General features: G+C 62.6%; 12 protein-coding genes. 6 read left to right on the top strand and 6 right to left on the bottom strand.

The annotated features are described in order from the left end of the window. Positions 1–10 precede the first annotated feature (10 nt). Positions 11–1,759, top strand: a complete 1,749-nt coding sequence (locus AOZ06_RS04145) for an ABC transporter ATP-binding protein (protein ID WP_054288202.1) — start codon at positions 11–13, stop codon at positions 1,757–1,759. A 598-nt stretch (positions 1,760–2,357) separates the two neighbouring features. On the opposite strand, the gene AOZ06_RS04135 is transcribed toward AOZ06_RS04145, so the two are convergent. Further along, positions 2,358–2,666: a hypothetical protein gene (locus AOZ06_RS04135; RefSeq protein ID WP_054288201.1), complete on the bottom strand. Its 309-nt coding sequence runs from the start codon at positions 2,664–2,666 to the stop codon at positions 2,358–2,360. Positions 2,667–2,694: 28 nt separating this feature from the next. Beyond that, a complete protein-coding gene (locus AOZ06_RS04130) occupies positions 2,695–4,032 on the bottom strand; it encodes an NACHT domain-containing protein (protein WP_169798810.1) in 1,338 nt (445 codons plus the stop codon). Here AOZ06_RS04130 and AOZ06_RS04125 point away from each other — a divergent pair. Next, positions 4,031–4,651: a substrate-binding domain-containing protein gene (locus AOZ06_RS04125; protein WP_054288199.1), complete on the top strand. Its 621-nt coding sequence runs from the start codon at positions 4,031–4,033 to the stop codon at positions 4,649–4,651. The two genes, AOZ06_RS04130 and AOZ06_RS04125, sit on opposite strands and share 2 nt — an antisense overlap. 55 nt (positions 4,652–4,706) lie before the next feature. On the opposite strand, the gene AOZ06_RS04120 is transcribed toward AOZ06_RS04125, so the two are convergent. Beyond that, positions 4,707–5,066, bottom strand: a complete 360-nt coding sequence (locus AOZ06_RS04120; RefSeq protein WP_063809958.1) for a hypothetical protein — start codon at positions 5,064–5,066, stop codon at positions 4,707–4,709. Between the two features lie 232 nt (positions 5,067–5,298). Here AOZ06_RS04120 and AOZ06_RS04115 point away from each other — a divergent pair, with 232 nt between their 5' ends. Next, positions 5,299–5,880, top strand: coding sequence for a hypothetical protein (locus AOZ06_RS04115; RefSeq protein ID WP_157232799.1), 582 nt, complete (start codon positions 5,299–5,301; stop codon positions 5,878–5,880). Then, complete coding sequence (locus tag AOZ06_RS04110) at positions 5,877–7,304, top strand: hypothetical protein (RefSeq protein WP_054288197.1); 1,428 nt, start codon at positions 5,877–5,879, stop codon at positions 7,302–7,304. The genes AOZ06_RS04115 and AOZ06_RS04110 overlap by 4 nt, the downstream gene beginning before the upstream one ends. A 212-nt stretch (positions 7,305–7,516) precedes the next feature. Here the strand turns inward: AOZ06_RS04110 and AOZ06_RS04105 are convergent, their stop codons facing one another. Continuing rightward, the gene (locus AOZ06_RS04105) at positions 7,517–7,930 is read right to left on the bottom strand and encodes a hypothetical protein (protein WP_054288196.1); all 414 of its coding nucleotides are present in this window, start codon (positions 7,928–7,930) and stop codon (positions 7,517–7,519) included. Further along, a complete protein-coding gene (locus AOZ06_RS57600) occupies positions 7,927–8,136 on the bottom strand; it encodes a hypothetical protein (RefSeq protein WP_169798851.1) in 210 nt (69 codons plus the stop codon). Before AOZ06_RS57600 ends, AOZ06_RS04105 begins: the two co-directional genes overlap by 4 nt. On the opposite strand from AOZ06_RS57600, the gene AOZ06_RS57595 reads away from it, so the two are divergent. Further along, the gene (locus AOZ06_RS57595; protein WP_169798850.1) at positions 8,135–8,704 is read left to right on the top strand and encodes a hypothetical protein; all 570 of its coding nucleotides are present in this window, start codon (positions 8,135–8,137) and stop codon (positions 8,702–8,704) included. The two genes, AOZ06_RS57600 and AOZ06_RS57595, sit on opposite strands and share 2 nt — an antisense overlap. 947 nt (positions 8,705–9,651) lie before the next feature. On the opposite strand, the gene AOZ06_RS53415 is transcribed toward AOZ06_RS57595, so the two are convergent. Continuing rightward, a complete protein-coding gene (locus tag AOZ06_RS53415; protein ID WP_169798849.1) occupies positions 9,652–13,569 on the bottom strand; it encodes an NACHT domain-containing protein in 3,918 nt (1,305 codons plus the stop codon). Positions 13,570–15,075: 1,506 nt separating this feature from the next. On the opposite strand from AOZ06_RS53415, the gene AOZ06_RS61185 reads away from it, so the two are divergent. Beyond that, positions 15,076–16,683 (top strand): tyrosine-type recombinase/integrase, encoded by a 1,608-nt coding sequence (locus AOZ06_RS61185; protein WP_169798848.1) that lies wholly within the window; start codon positions 15,076–15,078, stop codon positions 16,681–16,683. Positions 16,684–17,224 lie beyond the last annotated feature (541 nt).

The raw sequence follows: 17,224 nt of genomic DNA, 5'->3' as shown, positions 1-17,224 counted from the left end.
CGCGCCATCCGTGCCGGTATCGCCGCCCGACCACGAGCAGCCGCACACCCGCGTCGGGCTACGACATCTCATCGCCGCCACCCGCGGCCACCGCACGTCGATCACCGTCGCAGTGCTGCTGACGATGCTGGGCGCCGGCCTTGGACTCATACAGCCGCTGATGGTCATGCTCACTATCGACACCGTCACCCACGGCAACACCATCGGCTGGCTGCTGGCTTTGCTCGCGGTCATGTTCGTCGCCGAAGCGGTAGTCGACACGGTAGGCCGGTACTGGCTACAACGCGCCGGTGAGAGCGTCGTACTGGGCCTGCGGCTCCGCCTGATCGACCGCCTGCTGCGGCTGCCCATGCGCCTGTACGACAGACACCGCATCGGTGACCTGCTCTCCCGCACCACCACCGACACCACCATGCTGCGCGACGCGATCGCCTACGACGTGGTCGACATGTGCTCCGGTGTCTTCATCGTCGCAGGCGGACTGGCAGCCATGGCGTGGCTGGACCTCCACCTGTTCACCATCGTCGCCGCCCTCGTCAGCGCCGTGGGCACGACAACCCTGTTCGCGCTACGCGGCATCCGCAACGCCACCCAGGGGGCGCAAGGCAACCTCGGCACCATGTCCGCCGAACTCGAACGCGCCCTCACCGCTATCCGCACCGTGCGCGCCATGCGCGCCGAAGACCGCGAACACACACGCATCGCCGACCGCGCCCGCGCGACGTACCAAGACAACCTCCGCGCCGCCCGACTGGAGTCCATCGCCGGACCCGCGGTCACCCTAGCGGCGCACGGCTCGCTCATCATCGTCCTGATCCTCGGCGGCCTGCGAGTAGCCGACGGTCAGCTCACTCTGGCCGAACTGGTGGCGTTCTTGCTCTACGTCTCCTACGTCGCCATGCCCATGGCCGGCCTGTTCGACCTCGCCGCCACTCTCCAAAGAGGACTCGTCGCGCTACAGCGCGTGCACGACATGACCAACCTTCCCCAAGAACCCAGCAAAGCCAGGCCCTGCCCGACACACACGAGGAAGGCTGCGACCACGAGCGTGGCACCGAACACCCCGACGACCGACCCATCACCGCCACCGCCCGCGCTCGAACTACGCGACGTCTGGTTCGGCTACCACCCCAACCGCCCCGTGCTGCGCGGCGTGTCCTTCACCATCCCGCAGCACGGCCACATGGCCCTCGTCGGCCGATCCGGAGCGGGCAAATCCACCATCCTCGCCCTCATCGAACGCTTCTACGACCCCGACCAGGGCACCATCCTGCTCAACGGCCAGAATCTGCACACCGACCTGACCATCGCCCAAGCACGACAACGCATCGGCCTGGTGGAGCAGACAACCCCCATCCTGCACGGCACCCTGCGCGACAACATCACCTACGCCACACCCCACGCCACAGACGACGAAATCCACCACACCCTTGCTTTGACCAACCTCACCGACATGGTCAACCGGCTCCCCGACGGCCTGGAAACACCGGTCGGCGACCACGGCACCCTGCTCTCCGGCGGAGAACGCCAACGACTGGCCATCGCCCGCGCCCTGCTCCCGCGCCCCACCCTCCTGCTACTCGACGAACCCACCTCCCACCTCGACCCCGCCAACGAAACCGCCTTCAGCCACGCCATCCAACACATCACCAACCACAGTGCACTGCTCGTCATCGCCCACCGCGACAGCACCATCCACCTCGCCGACACCGTCATCACCCTCGAACACGGACACACCACCACCCTCGCTTCCCGGTAAACCAGACCAGGTCTCTCTCCCAATTGGACTGCCAAACGAATGGCTCGGGACTGTAACGCGAAGGTTAGCGGCGGCGACCTACCACCGCACCGATGGTGTCAGGTACTTCCATGGTTGCTACTCGGTCGGCGACGACACCTTGTGGGGCGTGAACCATCAGCGCAAAGGCACGGCCAACACCTGGCGGCGTTGAAGTCGATCCGCGCTGCCCGCCCAGGCGACGCTCCGATCTACGTGATCCTGGACAACCTGTCCGCCCACAAAGGACCGGTGATTCGGCGATGGGCCGAGCGTAACAAGGTCCGGTTGTGCTTCACTCCGACCAACGCGTCCTGACCCAATCCGATTGAGGCCCATTTCGGGCCGTTCCGGCAGTTCACCCTGGCGAACTCCCAGCACCCGAACCACACCGTGCAAACTCGCGTGTTGCACGCCTACCTGCGCTGGCAACACCAACGCCCGACATCCTGAGGTGCTGGCCGCGCAACGCCGCGAACGAGCCCGCATCCGCAGCGAGAAAGGCATCCGCTGGGGCGGCCGACCCATCACCGCAGCGGCCTGACACCTCGGCGAACGTATCCGGTCACAGCAGTAGCAGTCAAAGAGTCGCGTTTGCTTCCCGTCGCTGTTTCGCCAGCCATACCTGGAACTCTCGGTGGCGAAACCGCAGGTATTCGCCGTTGGTCGTCAGGAACCCCGCCTCCTGCGCCCATCGCAGGAAGTACGCGGGCCGGCTGGCAAACCGCTTAGAGAAGCGAAACAACAGGCACCCCATCCAGTAGTGCGGCCACGGCGACACGCTCAGCGTGAGTGCTCCGACTGAGTAGCCCAGCAGCATGAAGGATGATGATCTGGCGAGCAGCAGCATCGAGCCCACCAGCATCAATACGGTTGCGGTGGAAGCCATCCCGGCGCGGATGTAGCGGACCGGGTCGCTACTGTAGATCGGCTTGACCCAGTTTAGTTCCAGAGTATCGTCGTCGCCCCGCAACCAGCCCGCCCGGTTTCTCGATCATCGAGTGTTCACCGGCCATCAGCACCGCGATGAATGCGACTGCCAGAAACGCGGTGCTCACTTTGGCCAGGATCTCATCACCGGAGAGGCGGCAGTACGCCGCGTAGCCCACCAGCAGGACAGCGGGAACCAGTCTGAGAGGCGGGATCGTCAGGATGTGCCCCGCGTGGAACTGGTACGGCGCTACATCAGTGAAAGCCGCGAGCCGAGACACCGCGGCCACTTGTGCCAGGACGGCGAACGCCACGACCAGCCAGAGATCTACCTGAAAGCTGACGACTGTGACGACGACCGAGATTCCGATCGCGAGGCCAGCAGTCAGGAAACGCGTCCGATCGACACCGGCGAGACGCCACACCGCGTACGCCCGGATCTCGACTGGATCTAGCGAATTCCTGTCGGTGAGCATCATCCCTGCCAAGTCACCTAGCCACCGAAGTACCGCGTTCGGTGTCCAGGATCTCGTCCGCCGCTCGGGGGCGGTCCGCTCAATGCTGACACCCACGAATAGACGGAACAGCTCATCCCGCAGGCTGTCGGCGGTCTGGAACTCCAGGAGCTGTCGGGGCTCGGTGTTGGGTAGGGCGAAGGCCGTGGCGACGAGGAACAGGTTCAACGGCACGGCGAGAACCTGCCGCAACGGCTCGCCGGTCGGTGCCGACAACGCGTCCAGCAGATGTTTCCAGCGTTGTTCTGCCCTCCTGGGATCACTCGGTGACGGGAACCTGCGCGTGAGGTACGCGTCAACATTCTTGACGTCCAGCGGTAACAGGTGCACCACGGTGGCGACCTCGAGCGGCGTTGGTCCAACGACCTTCATCGGACTCTCGCCGATTGCGGCCAGCAGCTCGTTGACAGCGGCTTCCTGTTCGGCGTCGGTGCGCTCGACCAGAGTCTGGTAGGTGTGTTCGCGCGAGACCAGGACGACCGGCATCAGGGTGCCGCGTACCGGGTGGTTGAGGGCTCGCACGAGCTCGCGGGCCCGGACTGGGTTGGCTTTGCCGTCCAGTTCGTCGAGACCGTCGAGCACCGGGAGGATCCGCCCGGTGTCGAAGAGGCGGTCGACGAGGCGGCGGTCGAGCCGCCAGGTTGTGGCGACGCCGGCGCGTAACCACTCGTGAAGCTTGGCTGACCCACGCTCGGCGGTGGACTCGAACGGGTACCCGGCCATGTTGAAGGTCAGCAGGTCCATCCGCAGTGGGATGACGGCGGTGGCGACGTCCGCCATGCCTGCTTGCGCTAAGTCGGCGGTGAGCATGGCGGCGAGCACGGTTTTCCCGCCACCCGGATCGCCGAGGAGCACCAGCCGCAGCGATCTGCACGGCCCCGACGCCGCAGCAACCGCCACCTCGGCCCTGTTCGACCTCGACGAGCCGCCGACGGCCCTGTTCACCGGGCAGAACCTCGTCACCGTCGGCGCGATGCGTGCCCTGCGCGACCGCGGCCTGCACCACCAGGTCGCACTCATCGGCTTCGACGACTTTCCCCTGGCCGACATGCTCGAACCCGGCGTCACAGTCCTGCGCCAGGACGTCCCCGCCCTCGGCCGTAAAGCGGCGGAACTGATCTTCACCCGCATCACGGACGAGCAGCCCCACCCACGCACGCCGTCATCCCGGCCACCCTCATCCAGCGCGGTTCGGGAGAAATCCCCCCGCCACCGGACACGGACGCGTAAGTCGCCCGCCGCAGGCCCGGTGGCGATCCGGGTGGGTCTGACGACCGGGGAGACTCTGTCCAGTGTTCGGTGTACGTCGGGTCGAAAACGTGGGTTTTACTCGCGTCCGGCGGTGAGGCGGCCGTCGAAGGCGATCTCGAACGCGTTCAGGGCGGGTTTCGTGTGCCGTGAGGCGCTGGTGCACCGTGAAGCGGCCTGAACCGAGGGAGGTGGAAGTCCTTCTCGCCGGGCTGTCGTAGCAGCACCGAAAATGATCACCCATCGTGCCGCAGAAAACCCTCCACATCAAACTGATGATCTTCCAGGCGGCGTCGTGCGGCATCCTGCTCGGTGTCGGTAAACAGTGACCGGTACTTCGGGCGCAACACGGACGCCTCGACGCTGTGCTGCAGCATGTTCTCTTCCCATAGCCGAGCGAAGCCTTCGGAGGTTCGTGGACCTTGCAGGAGGAGTTGAGCCGTGCGGACTCCGCCGTACATGGTCAGCATCTCGTTGAAGGCTTTGGCTCGGTAGTTGATGGCCTTGACGAGGTACCGGTAGCCCTCTCGGAGATGATCTTCAAAATCCCGTGCGAGTTGGGCATGCGCCCCAGCCTCATTGTCTATCGGATGCATCTCGCCTCCCCTGGCGGTGGACGTGCCTGGTTGTCGACACATCGCGAGGCAGCGTTACTACGATCAGACGGCACATCATGACAGCGACGGCTCGGACGACACCTACGCCTACCTGGCCGTACTACTTAACTCGGTCGCCACATCTTCCTCATGGAGCAAATCGAGGCGTTCTCACAGTCATTCAGAAGAGCCAGCAACACGGCTGGTCAACCAGGGATCTATGCTCGTGCACATGTCGGCCGCCGAATCCGTGCAAAAGGATGGTATGGATGGTGTGGACTTGGCGAAGCGGTGGCTCGAAAGTACGACATGGGTCGAGCTGCCCTTCGACGTCTACAACAACGCCCCGGTCTGCACGCTTCAGCGACTCGACAACCAGAAGAAGCGATACGACCTGTTCGGGTACATCCACACTGATCCGCCAACCCTCTTGTACGTCGAGGTCAAGGACTATGACTCGGTAGGCGGGAAGCAAGGCGCCGAGTATTGGGCCTTCTTGGCCAACGCCTACAGCATTACGGCACGGGACCTGAAGGATGGCGAGGACGCGCGTCGCCAGTTCATGTGGATCACTCGCCACCCCTTCAACCAGACCGATTGGGTGAAGCTGACATCCGCCGAACGGGTTAAGACCGCACTGGAAGTGCACCATCCTGAGGCTCTCAACGGTGAGACAATCGACACGAACCTGTTGGCCACGGTCTCCGACCGCCTTTGGCTGCTGGTACTTCACAAGCGTCAGGAGGAACTCATGCTCACAGCGGAAGAGTTGGCGCTGGTGGAGAGCAAGCTGAACCGCAAGGGCAAGAAGTGAACGCCCGCAGCGACGCTGTGACGGAGCAGATCCGCTCCGCTATGCAGTCCAGCAACCCACGCGACATCGTGACCGGTGTGAAGGAGGCCGTGGCACAAGAGGTCAATGCCTTGAGCCCGGATGCCAAGATCGTGGTCACGGACTACTTCAACCACTCGTACATGCCTGACCTGGTGGTGCATTGGAACGAGGCCGGCAAACCTGACGAGCGGCCCATCTTCCTGCGGAACTCGCTACGGCCAGCGGTCGTCGAGCATGAGCTACAGACGCTTGCCATGCGTGAGCCAGTGGTGCTCTCACTCACCCGGCCGGTCGAATCGGATCGCAGTCTTGACACCTTGCGTGCGCGTGCGCGTCTAACCAACCGGTCACTGGTAACCGATGTCGGTTCGCTGGCCGATGTTGCGGAGCCTTCCACACTTCCAGACCGAGCAGGCGCACCAGAAAGCGTCGGCGCCCCGCTACTGCGCCTGGTGCGAGCTAACCTGCTGAAAGGCGGCCGCGGCCTGTTCACGTCGGACGACGCCGAACGTCTGACGCGGAGTGCTGCTCCCAGCGACGACAGCCTCTCTGAGGAGTTCCTCGCCTCTTTCGAGGAGTCCGCCGACGAGTTGTTCGTGCCTGACGCCGCTCTGCGGCTTCGACGTGCAGCTGAATTGCTTCGTTTCGGGTTGTCCCGCGACGTAGTAGAGATTCTGCCGCTCGCCAGTGGTCAGTTGTCCGATGTAGAGCTTCGCGTCCTGTTGCCATACTTGCTGTCTGATCCAACTGCCAGCACGAGGCGCAATCTCTGGTCCTACATCGGCTCGATGATGAACCTTGAGCGCCTTGAGGACATCGGAGAGCTACTTGCTGACGTCGATGTGACCGCCCTCGTAGTTCCCAACGTCGAAGCGTGGACTGCCAAGCGGTCTCAGCTCGTCTTGAACAATGAAGACGAGGAAACTGTCACTGAGGCTGACCCGCCGTCTTGGCACGTACGGAACCGGATGTTGACTGCCGATGTGGGGCGCTGGCGGCTGTTCATCACCACGGATAAGCGGCGGCTCCGCGGACGTACCGACAGCGTAGCCGCCCATTGGGATGACATTTCATCCTTGCTGACTGAGTTCGCGCTCGACGCCGTCGACCTTCGTGGTGTGTCTCGCCGGATTCGCGTGAGCGCAGAGGAGAGCGGGGACGTCCGGGGGGACGTGGCACTGATTCGCGAGTCGATTGAGGACAGCTTCCACGTCACCGACGTCAACGTTCGCCGGCTCGGCGACTCCGACGCCGCGACCAGCATGAAAGTCGACTTCACCGAGATGACTGTCACGGCCGAAGCAGCACCGGTCGCTTCCTTCGTCGCGGCTGCCGGCCTACTTGGGCATCGGTGGCCGACGGACTTTTCGGCCCTGGTTGACCAAGACCCTGGCCGTAACTGACAGCCGGCTCGGAGGTGCGTGAAGATCCGAGTCGTGGCGTTCGGTCAGCCGGTAAGAGGAGCCGCATGAGCGGATGAGCTGCTGGCCACTGCCACGGGAGTTGTCCGGCGTGAGACGGGGAGCGCCGGTGCCCCAGCAGTTGCCCGCGCCGCCGGGTGTCTTCGTCGGCCGTTGTGACGCGTTGGTGTCGGATAATGGGGCCTGGTGAAGGATCAGTGGGGTCGGTGCGGGTCGTGTCCTCGCCGGTGATGGGCCTGTCGCGATCGCGGAAGCACACTGTCCAGGTCTCCCGGGGTACCAGCGAAGTCGCCCTGGGCCCGGGTCGCGCCCAGGGCGTGCCAGCGAACCGCGTCCGGTGCGCTCGCCACGTCGTCGAGGCCGACCGCGACGTCTGCGTGGCGCAACGCCTGGATCATCGAGACGGTCAGCGTGACCAGTGAGTCGGGTTGGTGTGGATCCAGTCGCTGGCTGGTCAGTGATCGCGTGCGGATCACCGAGGCAACTCGCTCGGTTTCGGCAAGCGCGACTTCGGTGGGGCTGCCGGAGAATTCGTGCAGTCCGATCACCACGCCGTTGTCTCGGAGTACGCGGAGGTTCGACCGTGCCGCGCTGTGGTCGGCGATCACCGCGCGGGTGTCGAGTGTGATCTCCAGCCGTTCGGGTGGCAGGCCGGCGCGGCGAGCAGGCTGTTGATCACTCCGGGCAGAGTGCCGTCAGATGACTGCGACTGGGTCAGTCGCAGACGCAGCGTCACCGTGCTGGCACCGGCGGTGTGATCGGTGGCCTCCTGGCAGGCGCGCATCGCGACCCACGGGCCGATCGTCAGCGACATGCCGGTTCTGTCCGCCATGTCGCGGCAGCGGGCTGATCAAGCTCTCGGTCGGGTGGTTCCAGCGCAGCACGATTTCGAGGGCGGCGAGCCGGTTGTCCAGCAGGTGGAGCACGGGCTGGTACGCCCAGTCGATCTCGCCCATCTCCCACGCGCCGGGCATCGCCGCGGCCAGCGCGTCGTGTTTCCGGTGTTCATGATCGTGCTGGACGTGGAGGGCCTGCCACTGGCGCTTGCCGGCTGCCTTGGCGCGGCGCATCGTGGAGTGCGCGCTGACAACAGGTCGAGGTGGCCATCGGCATGGCCGGTGTGCTGTGCGACTCCGATGCTCACCGACACTGCGACGCCCGGTGTCACCGATGATCGTCAGCCCGGCCAGGTGTTCGTTGATGGTGTCGATCAGTGTTGGGTAGTCCGGGGTGTCCGGGGTGTTCTCCAGCATTGTGTCCAACTCGGACTGGAAATGCTGGCGGTTGGCGACGCCGGTGCGGGTGTCGTGTACCGCCTGCTGGCTCAGATGGCTCTGCAGGGCGTGCAGTTCACTGTGGTTCTCAACCGTCGTGAGTGGTAAGTGGGTTCGCTGTTCGCGTCGCGGAGCACGGAGATCACGAGTTCGCCCCACGCCGGACCAGTCGATGTTGGGTTCGTCTGTCGGATCCACCGCGCTTGTCCGCGACAACCGACCGCACGTGGGTCGGTGGGAAGCTTGTGCTCGTGCCCGCACCAGCTTCCCGGCTCGCGCGGTGGAGACGCTCCGCCCTTTTCGGACTTCACCACGGTCATCCGACTTACCGGCGCCACCGACGACGCCGTCAGAAAGCACCCGTAACAGTCGCCGCTAAACAACAGACCGCTACGCTGCTCGCCGCCTCACCACGCCTTCGCGGCGCTGGCGATCACTGGCTCGACTGATCGCCAGGCCGTCACCAGCCTGGCGCCACCCCCGACGCCACCGTCACCAACCTGGCGCCAGCCCACACCATCACCCCCATGCGTTCCGCACGAGGAGCAGAAGTCGGACACCGCAGCTGGCGACGACACTGGTGCTAGTCCACCAGGTGCCCACCAGGATGGCGCCAGAGCTCACCAGCCCACTCCGAACAATCACCAGCACACCGAGTCGGGCACGACGACGACCAGCCAACCCGCAGCTGGTGCAAGTCGGTTCACCAGCCACCAGCGCCAGACCACCAGGACGGCAGCAGTCGCCACCAGGCCCTGGCGCCAGCAAGCGGCAAACTCACCGCCTGGAGTAGGTTCGTCGTCGCCTTCGTCGTCCCCATTGCCGGCAACGCCCTCGTCTCTCGAATCCCACCCGCAACCGCGTCAACCGAGTGGCGGCACAGCCTGTTCGCCCAGGGCCGGATCCGCAGGGGCCCACCGACGATGCTGCTCACCGTCGAAGCACTCGCCCGAACCCAACTTCACGGCGATGTACGGCGGCGAGCCCGCCTCAGTGTCCCGGTGATCTTGTCCACCAGCGGCCTGACTGCGGCCTGCGGGATTGACACGCTTGAATCATCGGTCAGCCCCGTTCGCGACAAAAAGATCAAACTCCCTTTCACCCTGCATACCTTCCACGCGTGCCCCTGTGCAAAGCAGGCGGCGCTCCACTCTCGTCACAACGGTGGGGCTTCCATTCGTATCACGTGCTGTCACCGCCAGTGATCCGTCGACGCCTGACGACAGCACGGTTCCGTCTGCGACGGTCACCGCCGTACCAGCTCCGCTATGGACTGCGAGCGTGCACTCTGGCTTGCCGAGGCTGTTCAGAGACAGCCATGTTTCGCGCCCGTCGTCGGTAGCGAGGATGACTTGGTCCTCGTGAACACAGACTGCGGTCGCAGGTGCCTCATGGTCACGCGGCCCCATCGTTCCTGACCTGTCGTCTCGGAGCAGAAGCAGCAGCTCCTCTGCAGCAATGAGGATTCCGTTTGTCAACCAACTACATACCCCACCCCGAACACGAACGGGAACACGCCACCGAACCTCACTCGTTGCGATGTCGATCAAAAGTGCCTCGCTGTCGCCATACTCAGGCTCGTTGAGGAGACCAAGCGCCTGGTCGACAACAGCGGCACTCCGCAGTTCGCTTAGGACACGAAAATACGCGATTTCTGTCGTCGTTCCCTCACTGATGTCGACGATGAGAAACTCCGAATGAGCGGTCACCAGGACAAGGTCTTCCTTCAACAAGTGCACGTTGTCTGGCCACCGCAGTGTGCGCGGAAGCTGGATGATCGAGAACTTGAGTGAACCATCAGCCTGGAAGCTGATCCTGCCAAGCTTGCAGTCTTTCGTCAGGCTGAAGAACGCGCGGGGTGACGCGTCCGGGGCGAGACTGATGACGCTGCTGCCCACGTCGAGGTTGGCGCCGGTGAGGTCCGCGGACCTGAAGTCGGCGCCGGTGAGATCGGTTGACGAAAGGTCAGCACCACGTAGTGTGCTACCCTGAAAATCGCACCCTGAGAGGTCGGCACCGACGAGGACAGCGCCGTCCAGCTGCAAAGATCTCCACTCGAGGCCGGCAAGTTGACCGCCGGCAGCGTGATAGAGCGAGATAGCACCACCGCCGAGAAGACCGTGCCCAAAGCCGACCCGCGCGGAATGCGTCAGGCTTGCCAGCACAGTGGCGGCATCCTGGTTGTGGCCGACGAGTAGGCGGAAAAACCCAAGAATCTCAGGCTGGACAGGGACTTGGAGCAGAAGTCTCCTGGTTTCGGCGAACGGGTCGGCTGAGCGCAGAGCTCGATGGAGCGCCTTGGCGATGAAGTATTCTTTCATGCTCCGGTGGAAGAAGTCCACGAGCCAGCGGTCGTCGTCCGACCCGACCCGCCGCAGGAGCGACCGGCTACCGATTCGCGCGCTGGCGTCGGCGTCGCTGTCCTGGTGTATCGAGTCTAGCCGCGACGCGTGCCACAGTATTCGTGCGGCGCCGCCCGAGGAGCCTACGAACTCTTGCAGATCGACGTTGCCTTCACCGCTTTCGTGGATTCTGATCGCTATCATCTCCAGCAGCTTCTCCAGATTAGCGATCAGATCACTGTCTTGCATGGCAGAGGCAGGATCACGGAGTAGTTCCTTTTTTCGGGTTAGCGATCCCTGTACATAAGTGTTATAGAGAATCAATTCATCGAAATGGTCTTCCGGGAGCTCAGGGAGGGTCTTCTTGATCATCTCAAGGAATAGGACCTTACCCGCTAGGCCGATCGGGTCGTAGAGTTCCTTGATCTTGTTCAGCTTCTGCCCTAGATTCAAAGAGTCTGCATACGCCCGGAGATGATCCACGGTGACGCGTCGATCAGGCTGCCCCATCCGAAAGACGTGAGGCCTCCGTAGCCGGTCGTAGAACAACTCTCGCTCTGCGCTCGAAGCGAAGAAGTGTGGCCTGCTCGTGACAAGTACCGGAAAGCCTTCAAGAAGCTCTAGAAGAGAAGCCACCTTGTTAAGGTTGTCTCGAATAGTGGCCGGATCCTGCCGAACAGACATTTCATCCAAGCCATCCAGAATCACCAGGACGTTTCGGCGCCGCAAGTCTGCCCAGTCCGTCGTTTCCAGCCCCGCGTTTCCTAGTTGGTTGGCGAGAAAATCAGCTGGAGAAGATACAAATCGGTAGCCTCGCAAGTGCAGCCGAATGGGGATTGGCACGTCCGATCGCGGCTCTCGTAGGTACCGCTCTTGCAAGTGGACACATAGCGATACGGTGAAGAAACTTTTACCTTCACCGAACTCGGCCAGAAGAAGCGCCACATTGGACCCTATCGGCGAGTCTACCAGCACGGAAAGGATTTCGACTTCAAGGGGACGACCAAGGCGGGCGCCTCTTTCGTTGAACCCAAAGCGCTCTATCTGCCTGTTGAGCTGATCTAGCCACCCGCGCTCATTTTGCTCAACGAACGAAACCTTATTCTGCAGATAGTGCGACAGCCGTTGTGGCAGTCTGACCGGAGGGTGAAGACGCTCTGCAAACTCCGCGAGAACGTCACTTGCGTTACGCTGAGGCCTAGGAGGTTCATGGCCGTACAGATCGCGATAGATGCCCGGTTCGGCAGCAAAAAGTTCCTTGACGCCGGTCTGCGGGGACCAGATTTGTATGGCGAACGGGAAGCGGCGCGTTGCGTTCCAACGTTCCACCAGCCTGTCGAGCTCGTTGTTCGGATCCAGATCGGGCGATACGAGGATCCAGTGGTCAACGGGCTCAGCGTCGAAGTTAGCTTCGGCTTGCAGTACCTTGTCCGCAACGGTGCTTACCGTTAACCCACCTGGGTTGGCCGAGTAATTTTTGCATTCAACGAGGCAGGTGGATGAAGCATCTAGCGCGGCCCCTTTGAAACGAATCACTATGTCCGCTCCATACTGGGTTCCCGAACGCTGCCGGCGCATCTGCGCCCGAGTTCTACCCAGATCTCTCGCCGTTGCATGCCACGTGTCAATGCGGAAGAGGCTTCCAAAAATTTTCAGCATGCCCTGTTCTAGTCGAGCACCTTCCAAATGTGGGCGAGAGCGACGTCGACGTTCGACAAATGGGTCTACCGAAGACTCGGGCGCCTTCGGCCTTTCCTCGGAAATCTTCGGAGCCGCAGGGTCTGATGTGGGAGTGTAGTCTGCCCTGTTGCCAGAACGGAAAAGCTGCTGACATATCGGCGAATTAGGGCTGGTTACGACCCAAATCTGTGCCGCTATCCGCGCAAGATCAGGCAACTGCGCGGCGATCTCAGACGGAAACGGTAGACGCCCCGCGTCTACCGCAGCATCAAGTTCCGCCCTGTCAACATCAAACTCACGTACATAGCTTTCCAGATCACCAGATGCGAGATGACTATACGCTGACGACGATCGCCGTTCCTTGATGATGAGCCGGTCAGCGTTTTGCTGTACCCATACACGCAAGGCTCGACGCCATGCCGGATCATACGAGGCGGCGATCAATGCGAATGGATACCCATTCATCAAGAACGCCCACTCTTCGTCGACGTTCCGTCGACACTCGTCGAACGCTACTTGCGCGTAATTTTGGAGTACATCCCAACTGCCGTCAATTACACGGTCACCATCTGGTCCGAAAAGATCGAAATTGAGTCCGCCGACCGCGTTAGTTCCTGCCTCATAAGCGCGACTTTGAAGCATCTCCCGAGCCGCGAAGCGCAAAAGATGTACAGCAGCGGTGACAGAATTCTGATCCAGTTCATACAGGTGACCAAGGATAACGCGAGTGACGGCTTGGTCATCCGCGAAAGGATCAAGTACCCATTCGTGCCGAGCAGCGGCATCAGCAAGTTCCGCTCTAACGTACCGACCTTGTTCGTTGCCCGCCATAGTTGCAGGAACGACGATACCGAGGATTTCGGCCACGCGGGCGATGTCTTCTGGCGAGTTCTTTGCCATGCCTGTACTGTCTTCTGACACGCGAAGATCCTTCTCGTTCTCGAAGCTCACGCATCGATCATGCGCCCAGGCATGCAGGATATCAGCGGAAGTCCTGATCATACGTCACTGTTCGATTAACCTCAGGAGCGCAGGAACTCGTCGACCACTCACGCACTCGCGCAGCTTGTTCTCCAGTAAGAACTAGAGCAGAGGCTATGTAGTAGTAACCATGGCCTATGTTACTGGGTGAAACACGTACTGCTGGGCCGGTCTCGCAACCCGATGATCCACTGGCAACCGCGTATTTTGATCATGGTGAATGTACATGAGGTGGCATCCCGGTCAGAATGCGTCACGACGAGAACTGCGCTGCCGTGCTCTCATCACGTGGCCTCCGCTGCAGCAGGGTGTTGATGTCGATCAACAGACCGGTGTGGTCAAGGTCGTGCCCGGTAATGGTGGCGGTCAGAAGGCTCTCGGAACATCGAGCCGACTGTCGCAGTCATGCCTACAGTGAGCGAAAGCTGGTCATGACTCGGTTCCATGTCCGTCCAGCCAGGGCGGCGGCCAGGCAAAGTACTCGTGCACAAGCACGTGGTCAGCGCCGCCGGGACGGCGTTCCTTCACGGCAACGATGGTCGCGTCAAACAGAAGATTGGCGAGGGTAAACCGGACAGAAGCACGGCGGAACCTCGACGTCGACGATTGCCCTCACCTACACGCCTCGACACGTCCGGCCTGGTGGGCGATCACTCCAATGATCCCCCGCCAGACGAGCCAGACTGCGGCCTGACGTCAGCGGCTCAAGTTGGTGCGTGATTGTGCCGCGATGCCTCGGTCAAGACGACGCTCTTGGACTCGCGGGACTTGCCATAGTCCATCTGTTGCGGGCGGGCAACTTGTCGGGAGGGGAAGCGCTCGAGGGTTCATATCGGCGCATGCTCCATCCTCGCCGCGGCACGAAACCCTGGACACCCCGAAGCCGAAGGTTCGACACAACAAGTCCCCGTAACAGCAGCCCCTTGTACGTCGTGGCCGAACTGGCCAAACTGGACCATCGGAGTCCAGCGTCGCAGCATCGGTCCAGCGTGGCCAGCGACCCTTCCAGCGGCCGCACTGGCCACACTCTCCACAGCACAATGGTCAGCACAGAACCACGCAGGTGGGCACCATGTGGTCCGTCGTCTCCGCGGGGCCACACTGCTGTGTGTCTACATTGGCTCGGCTTGCGCACGGACCGGTCACGGTTCGGCCGCACATTGAAGGACCTGCGGATACATCGCCGCTGCGGCGTACATTGTGGACATGCGTGCCAGTACTCGTGGCACGACCTCAGGTGGCCGTGCCCACACCCGCGCTCCTCGTCCCCGCGGCAGCATCGACACGCTGCCCAGCGGATCGCTACGAGTACGCGTCTACGCGGGCACCGACCCACTCACACACCGTGAACACTATTTAACCCAGACCGTCCCTCCAGGCCCCACCGCCGCACGAGACGCCGAAGCCGCACGCCGACGACTGGTCGTCCAAGTCGACGAACATCGCCATCCACAAACCAACGCCACACTGGCCCTCTTGCTCGAGCGTCACCTCGCAACCATGCGGGCCGGCACCCACACCCATTCCAACTACAGCGGCTACCTCCGCAACCACATCACGCCACTGATCGGCCATCTCCGAGTCAACGCAGTCACACCCGAAACCCTCGACGGGTTCTACGCCGAACTCGCCCGCTGCCGCGACCACTGCGGCACCCCCGCCCACCGCCCGATCACCAACAGGCCCACCACCACCAGGGCCGAACCCCAAGACAAGTCACCCCGACACGCATGCCGACCGCTGTCCGACACCACCATCCGCAAAATCCACTTCCTGATCAGCGCCGCCTACACACGAGCCCGACGCTGGGGATGGATCCACACCAGCCCCACACCACTGGCAAGCCCTCCACCCGTCCCGTCACCCAACCCACAACCACCCACACCGGACGAGGTCACCCGCATCCTCACCCACGCGTGGCCGAACCCCGATCTCGGCGTCCTGATCTGGATCGCCATCATCACCGGAGCCCGCCGCGGCGAACTCTGCGCCCTGCGCTGGACCGACTTCCACCCCGACCGACCCGTCCTCTACATCGTCAGAAACATCGCCCAACACAACCGACACACAGTGGAAAAAGACACCAAGAACCATCAACACCGCCACATCGCCCTCGACCCCGACACCACCGCGCTCCTCCTCGCCTACCGCCGATACCGCGAACTACACGCCGACCGCCACGGCGACACACTGCGATCGGACGCGTTCATCTTCTCCCCAGCACCCGACGGAACGCGACGCCTCAAACCGTCCACGTTCAGCCAGCGCTACCGCCGACTCGTCGTCCGCCTCGGCATTCACACCACACTGCACAAACTGCGCCACTTCTCCGCCACAGAACTCATCCTCGCCAGAGTCGACCTCCGCACCGTGGCCAGCCGACTCGGCCACACCAACGCCAGCCTGACCCTCAACACCTACACCGCCTGGATCAGCGAAGCCGACCAACACGCCACCACCACCCTCACCCAACGCATCCCCGTCCGCCTCACCCCACCACCCCGCCATCAACCAATCCCCCAACCCTCCGGCCTCTACCAGCCGATCGCCGCCGACCTCCGAAACGCCATCACCAACGGCACCTACCCCGTGGGCAGTCCACTGCCCACCAACAACGAACTCGCCACCCACTATCACGTTTCCCGCGGAACTATCCATCGCGCCATAACGCAACTGGCCGAACAGAAACTCATCACCGTCAGCCGAGGCCGCCGCGCAATTGTCCTAGCCGCCGCACCGACCTCGCTCCGCACACCAACACCAACACCGCCACCCAACAAGATCCCATTCCCCGTTCCCACCCCACAACCTCAACCACGACCACGAGCCGCTCACAGACACCGCACTGCGCGACAAATATCGCATCGACACGTCGCAGGCATCCGCAATTCACAAGCTAACCAGCGCAACATATCAACTTCACCCAAGCACGACACACTCCCCAACAATCAACACATCAAGCTTGTCGACAACCAGGCTCTCCGCACCACCAATGACGCGACGCCCTCCGGGGCAAACTCAGTACAAATAGCGATTACCTCAGCCCAACCGTTCACGATCGTACTGACAAGCACCCCACAATGAGCACCAGCCACTTCTGCGTTCTCACTCTCAGATGGATATCTCGACACAAGACCAACGGTCGCGGGTCAGCCTCATGACATCAACCAGGCCGAACAAGGCCGTCCTTCACGGTGCAGGTCCTCTAGGCTGTCCACATGTCCCACCCGATGGCGGCCACAAGCCACGCGGCCTATACGCAGCTCGTTGGAGGTGACACTGCGACTCACACGGACGCATCTCGTGCCACCTCCGCACCCGTCGCGCCCCTCCCGTGTGACAGGGACCGTGACGGGAAACCGCGGCTAACAGGGTGGCCATTGGGTACTATTGGGACTGAAGACGAGACCATTGATGCTGGTAGAGGCCATATAGACGCTGGAATCTGGGATTCCTAAACCGTGTGTCGCAGGTTCGATTCCTGCCGGGGGCACCGCCTTCACCGGGCGAGACTCAGGGCCGCTGACCTGCACATACGGTCGGCGGCCCTGAGTCATAGACAGCGTCTGACGGCCTCTGTCAGCGATCTTGCAGGGTCGCGTGACATGAGATGTGGTGCAAGTGC

The sequence above is a fragment of the Kibdelosporangium phytohabitans genome (assembly GCF_001302585.1).
In the GTDB taxonomy this organism is placed as follows: Bacteria; Actinomycetota; Actinomycetes; order Mycobacteriales; family Pseudonocardiaceae; genus Kibdelosporangium; species Kibdelosporangium phytohabitans.
The sequence above is the reverse complement of the archived record's forward strand: the minus strand, read 5'-3'. Positions and strand labels throughout refer to the sequence as shown.

Coding starts and splice junctions, on each gene's coding strand:
- AOZ06_RS04135 (WP_054288201.1), bottom strand. CDS start 2,666: ATGGCTTCCACCGCAACCGTATTGATGCTGGTGGGCTCGATGCTGCTG.
- AOZ06_RS04125 (WP_054288199.1), top strand. CDS start 4,031: ATGGCGGCGAGCACGGTTTTCCCGCCACCCGGATCGCCGAGGAGCACC.
- AOZ06_RS04130 (WP_169798810.1), bottom strand. CDS start 4,032: ATGCTCACCGCCGACTTAGCGCAAGCAGGCATGGCGGACGTCGCCACC.
- AOZ06_RS04120 (WP_063809958.1), bottom strand. CDS start 5,066: ATGCATCCGATAGACAATGAGGCTGGGGCGCATGCCCAACTCGCACGG.
- AOZ06_RS04115 (WP_157232799.1), top strand. CDS start 5,299: ATGTCGGCCGCCGAATCCGTGCAAAAGGATGGTATGGATGGTGTGGAC.
- AOZ06_RS57595 (WP_169798850.1), top strand. CDS start 8,135: ATGCCGGTTCTGTCCGCCATGTCGCGGCAGCGGGCTGATCAAGCTCTC.
- AOZ06_RS57600 (WP_169798851.1), bottom strand. CDS start 8,136: ATGTCGCTGACGATCGGCCCGTGGGTCGCGATGCGCGCCTGCCAGGAG.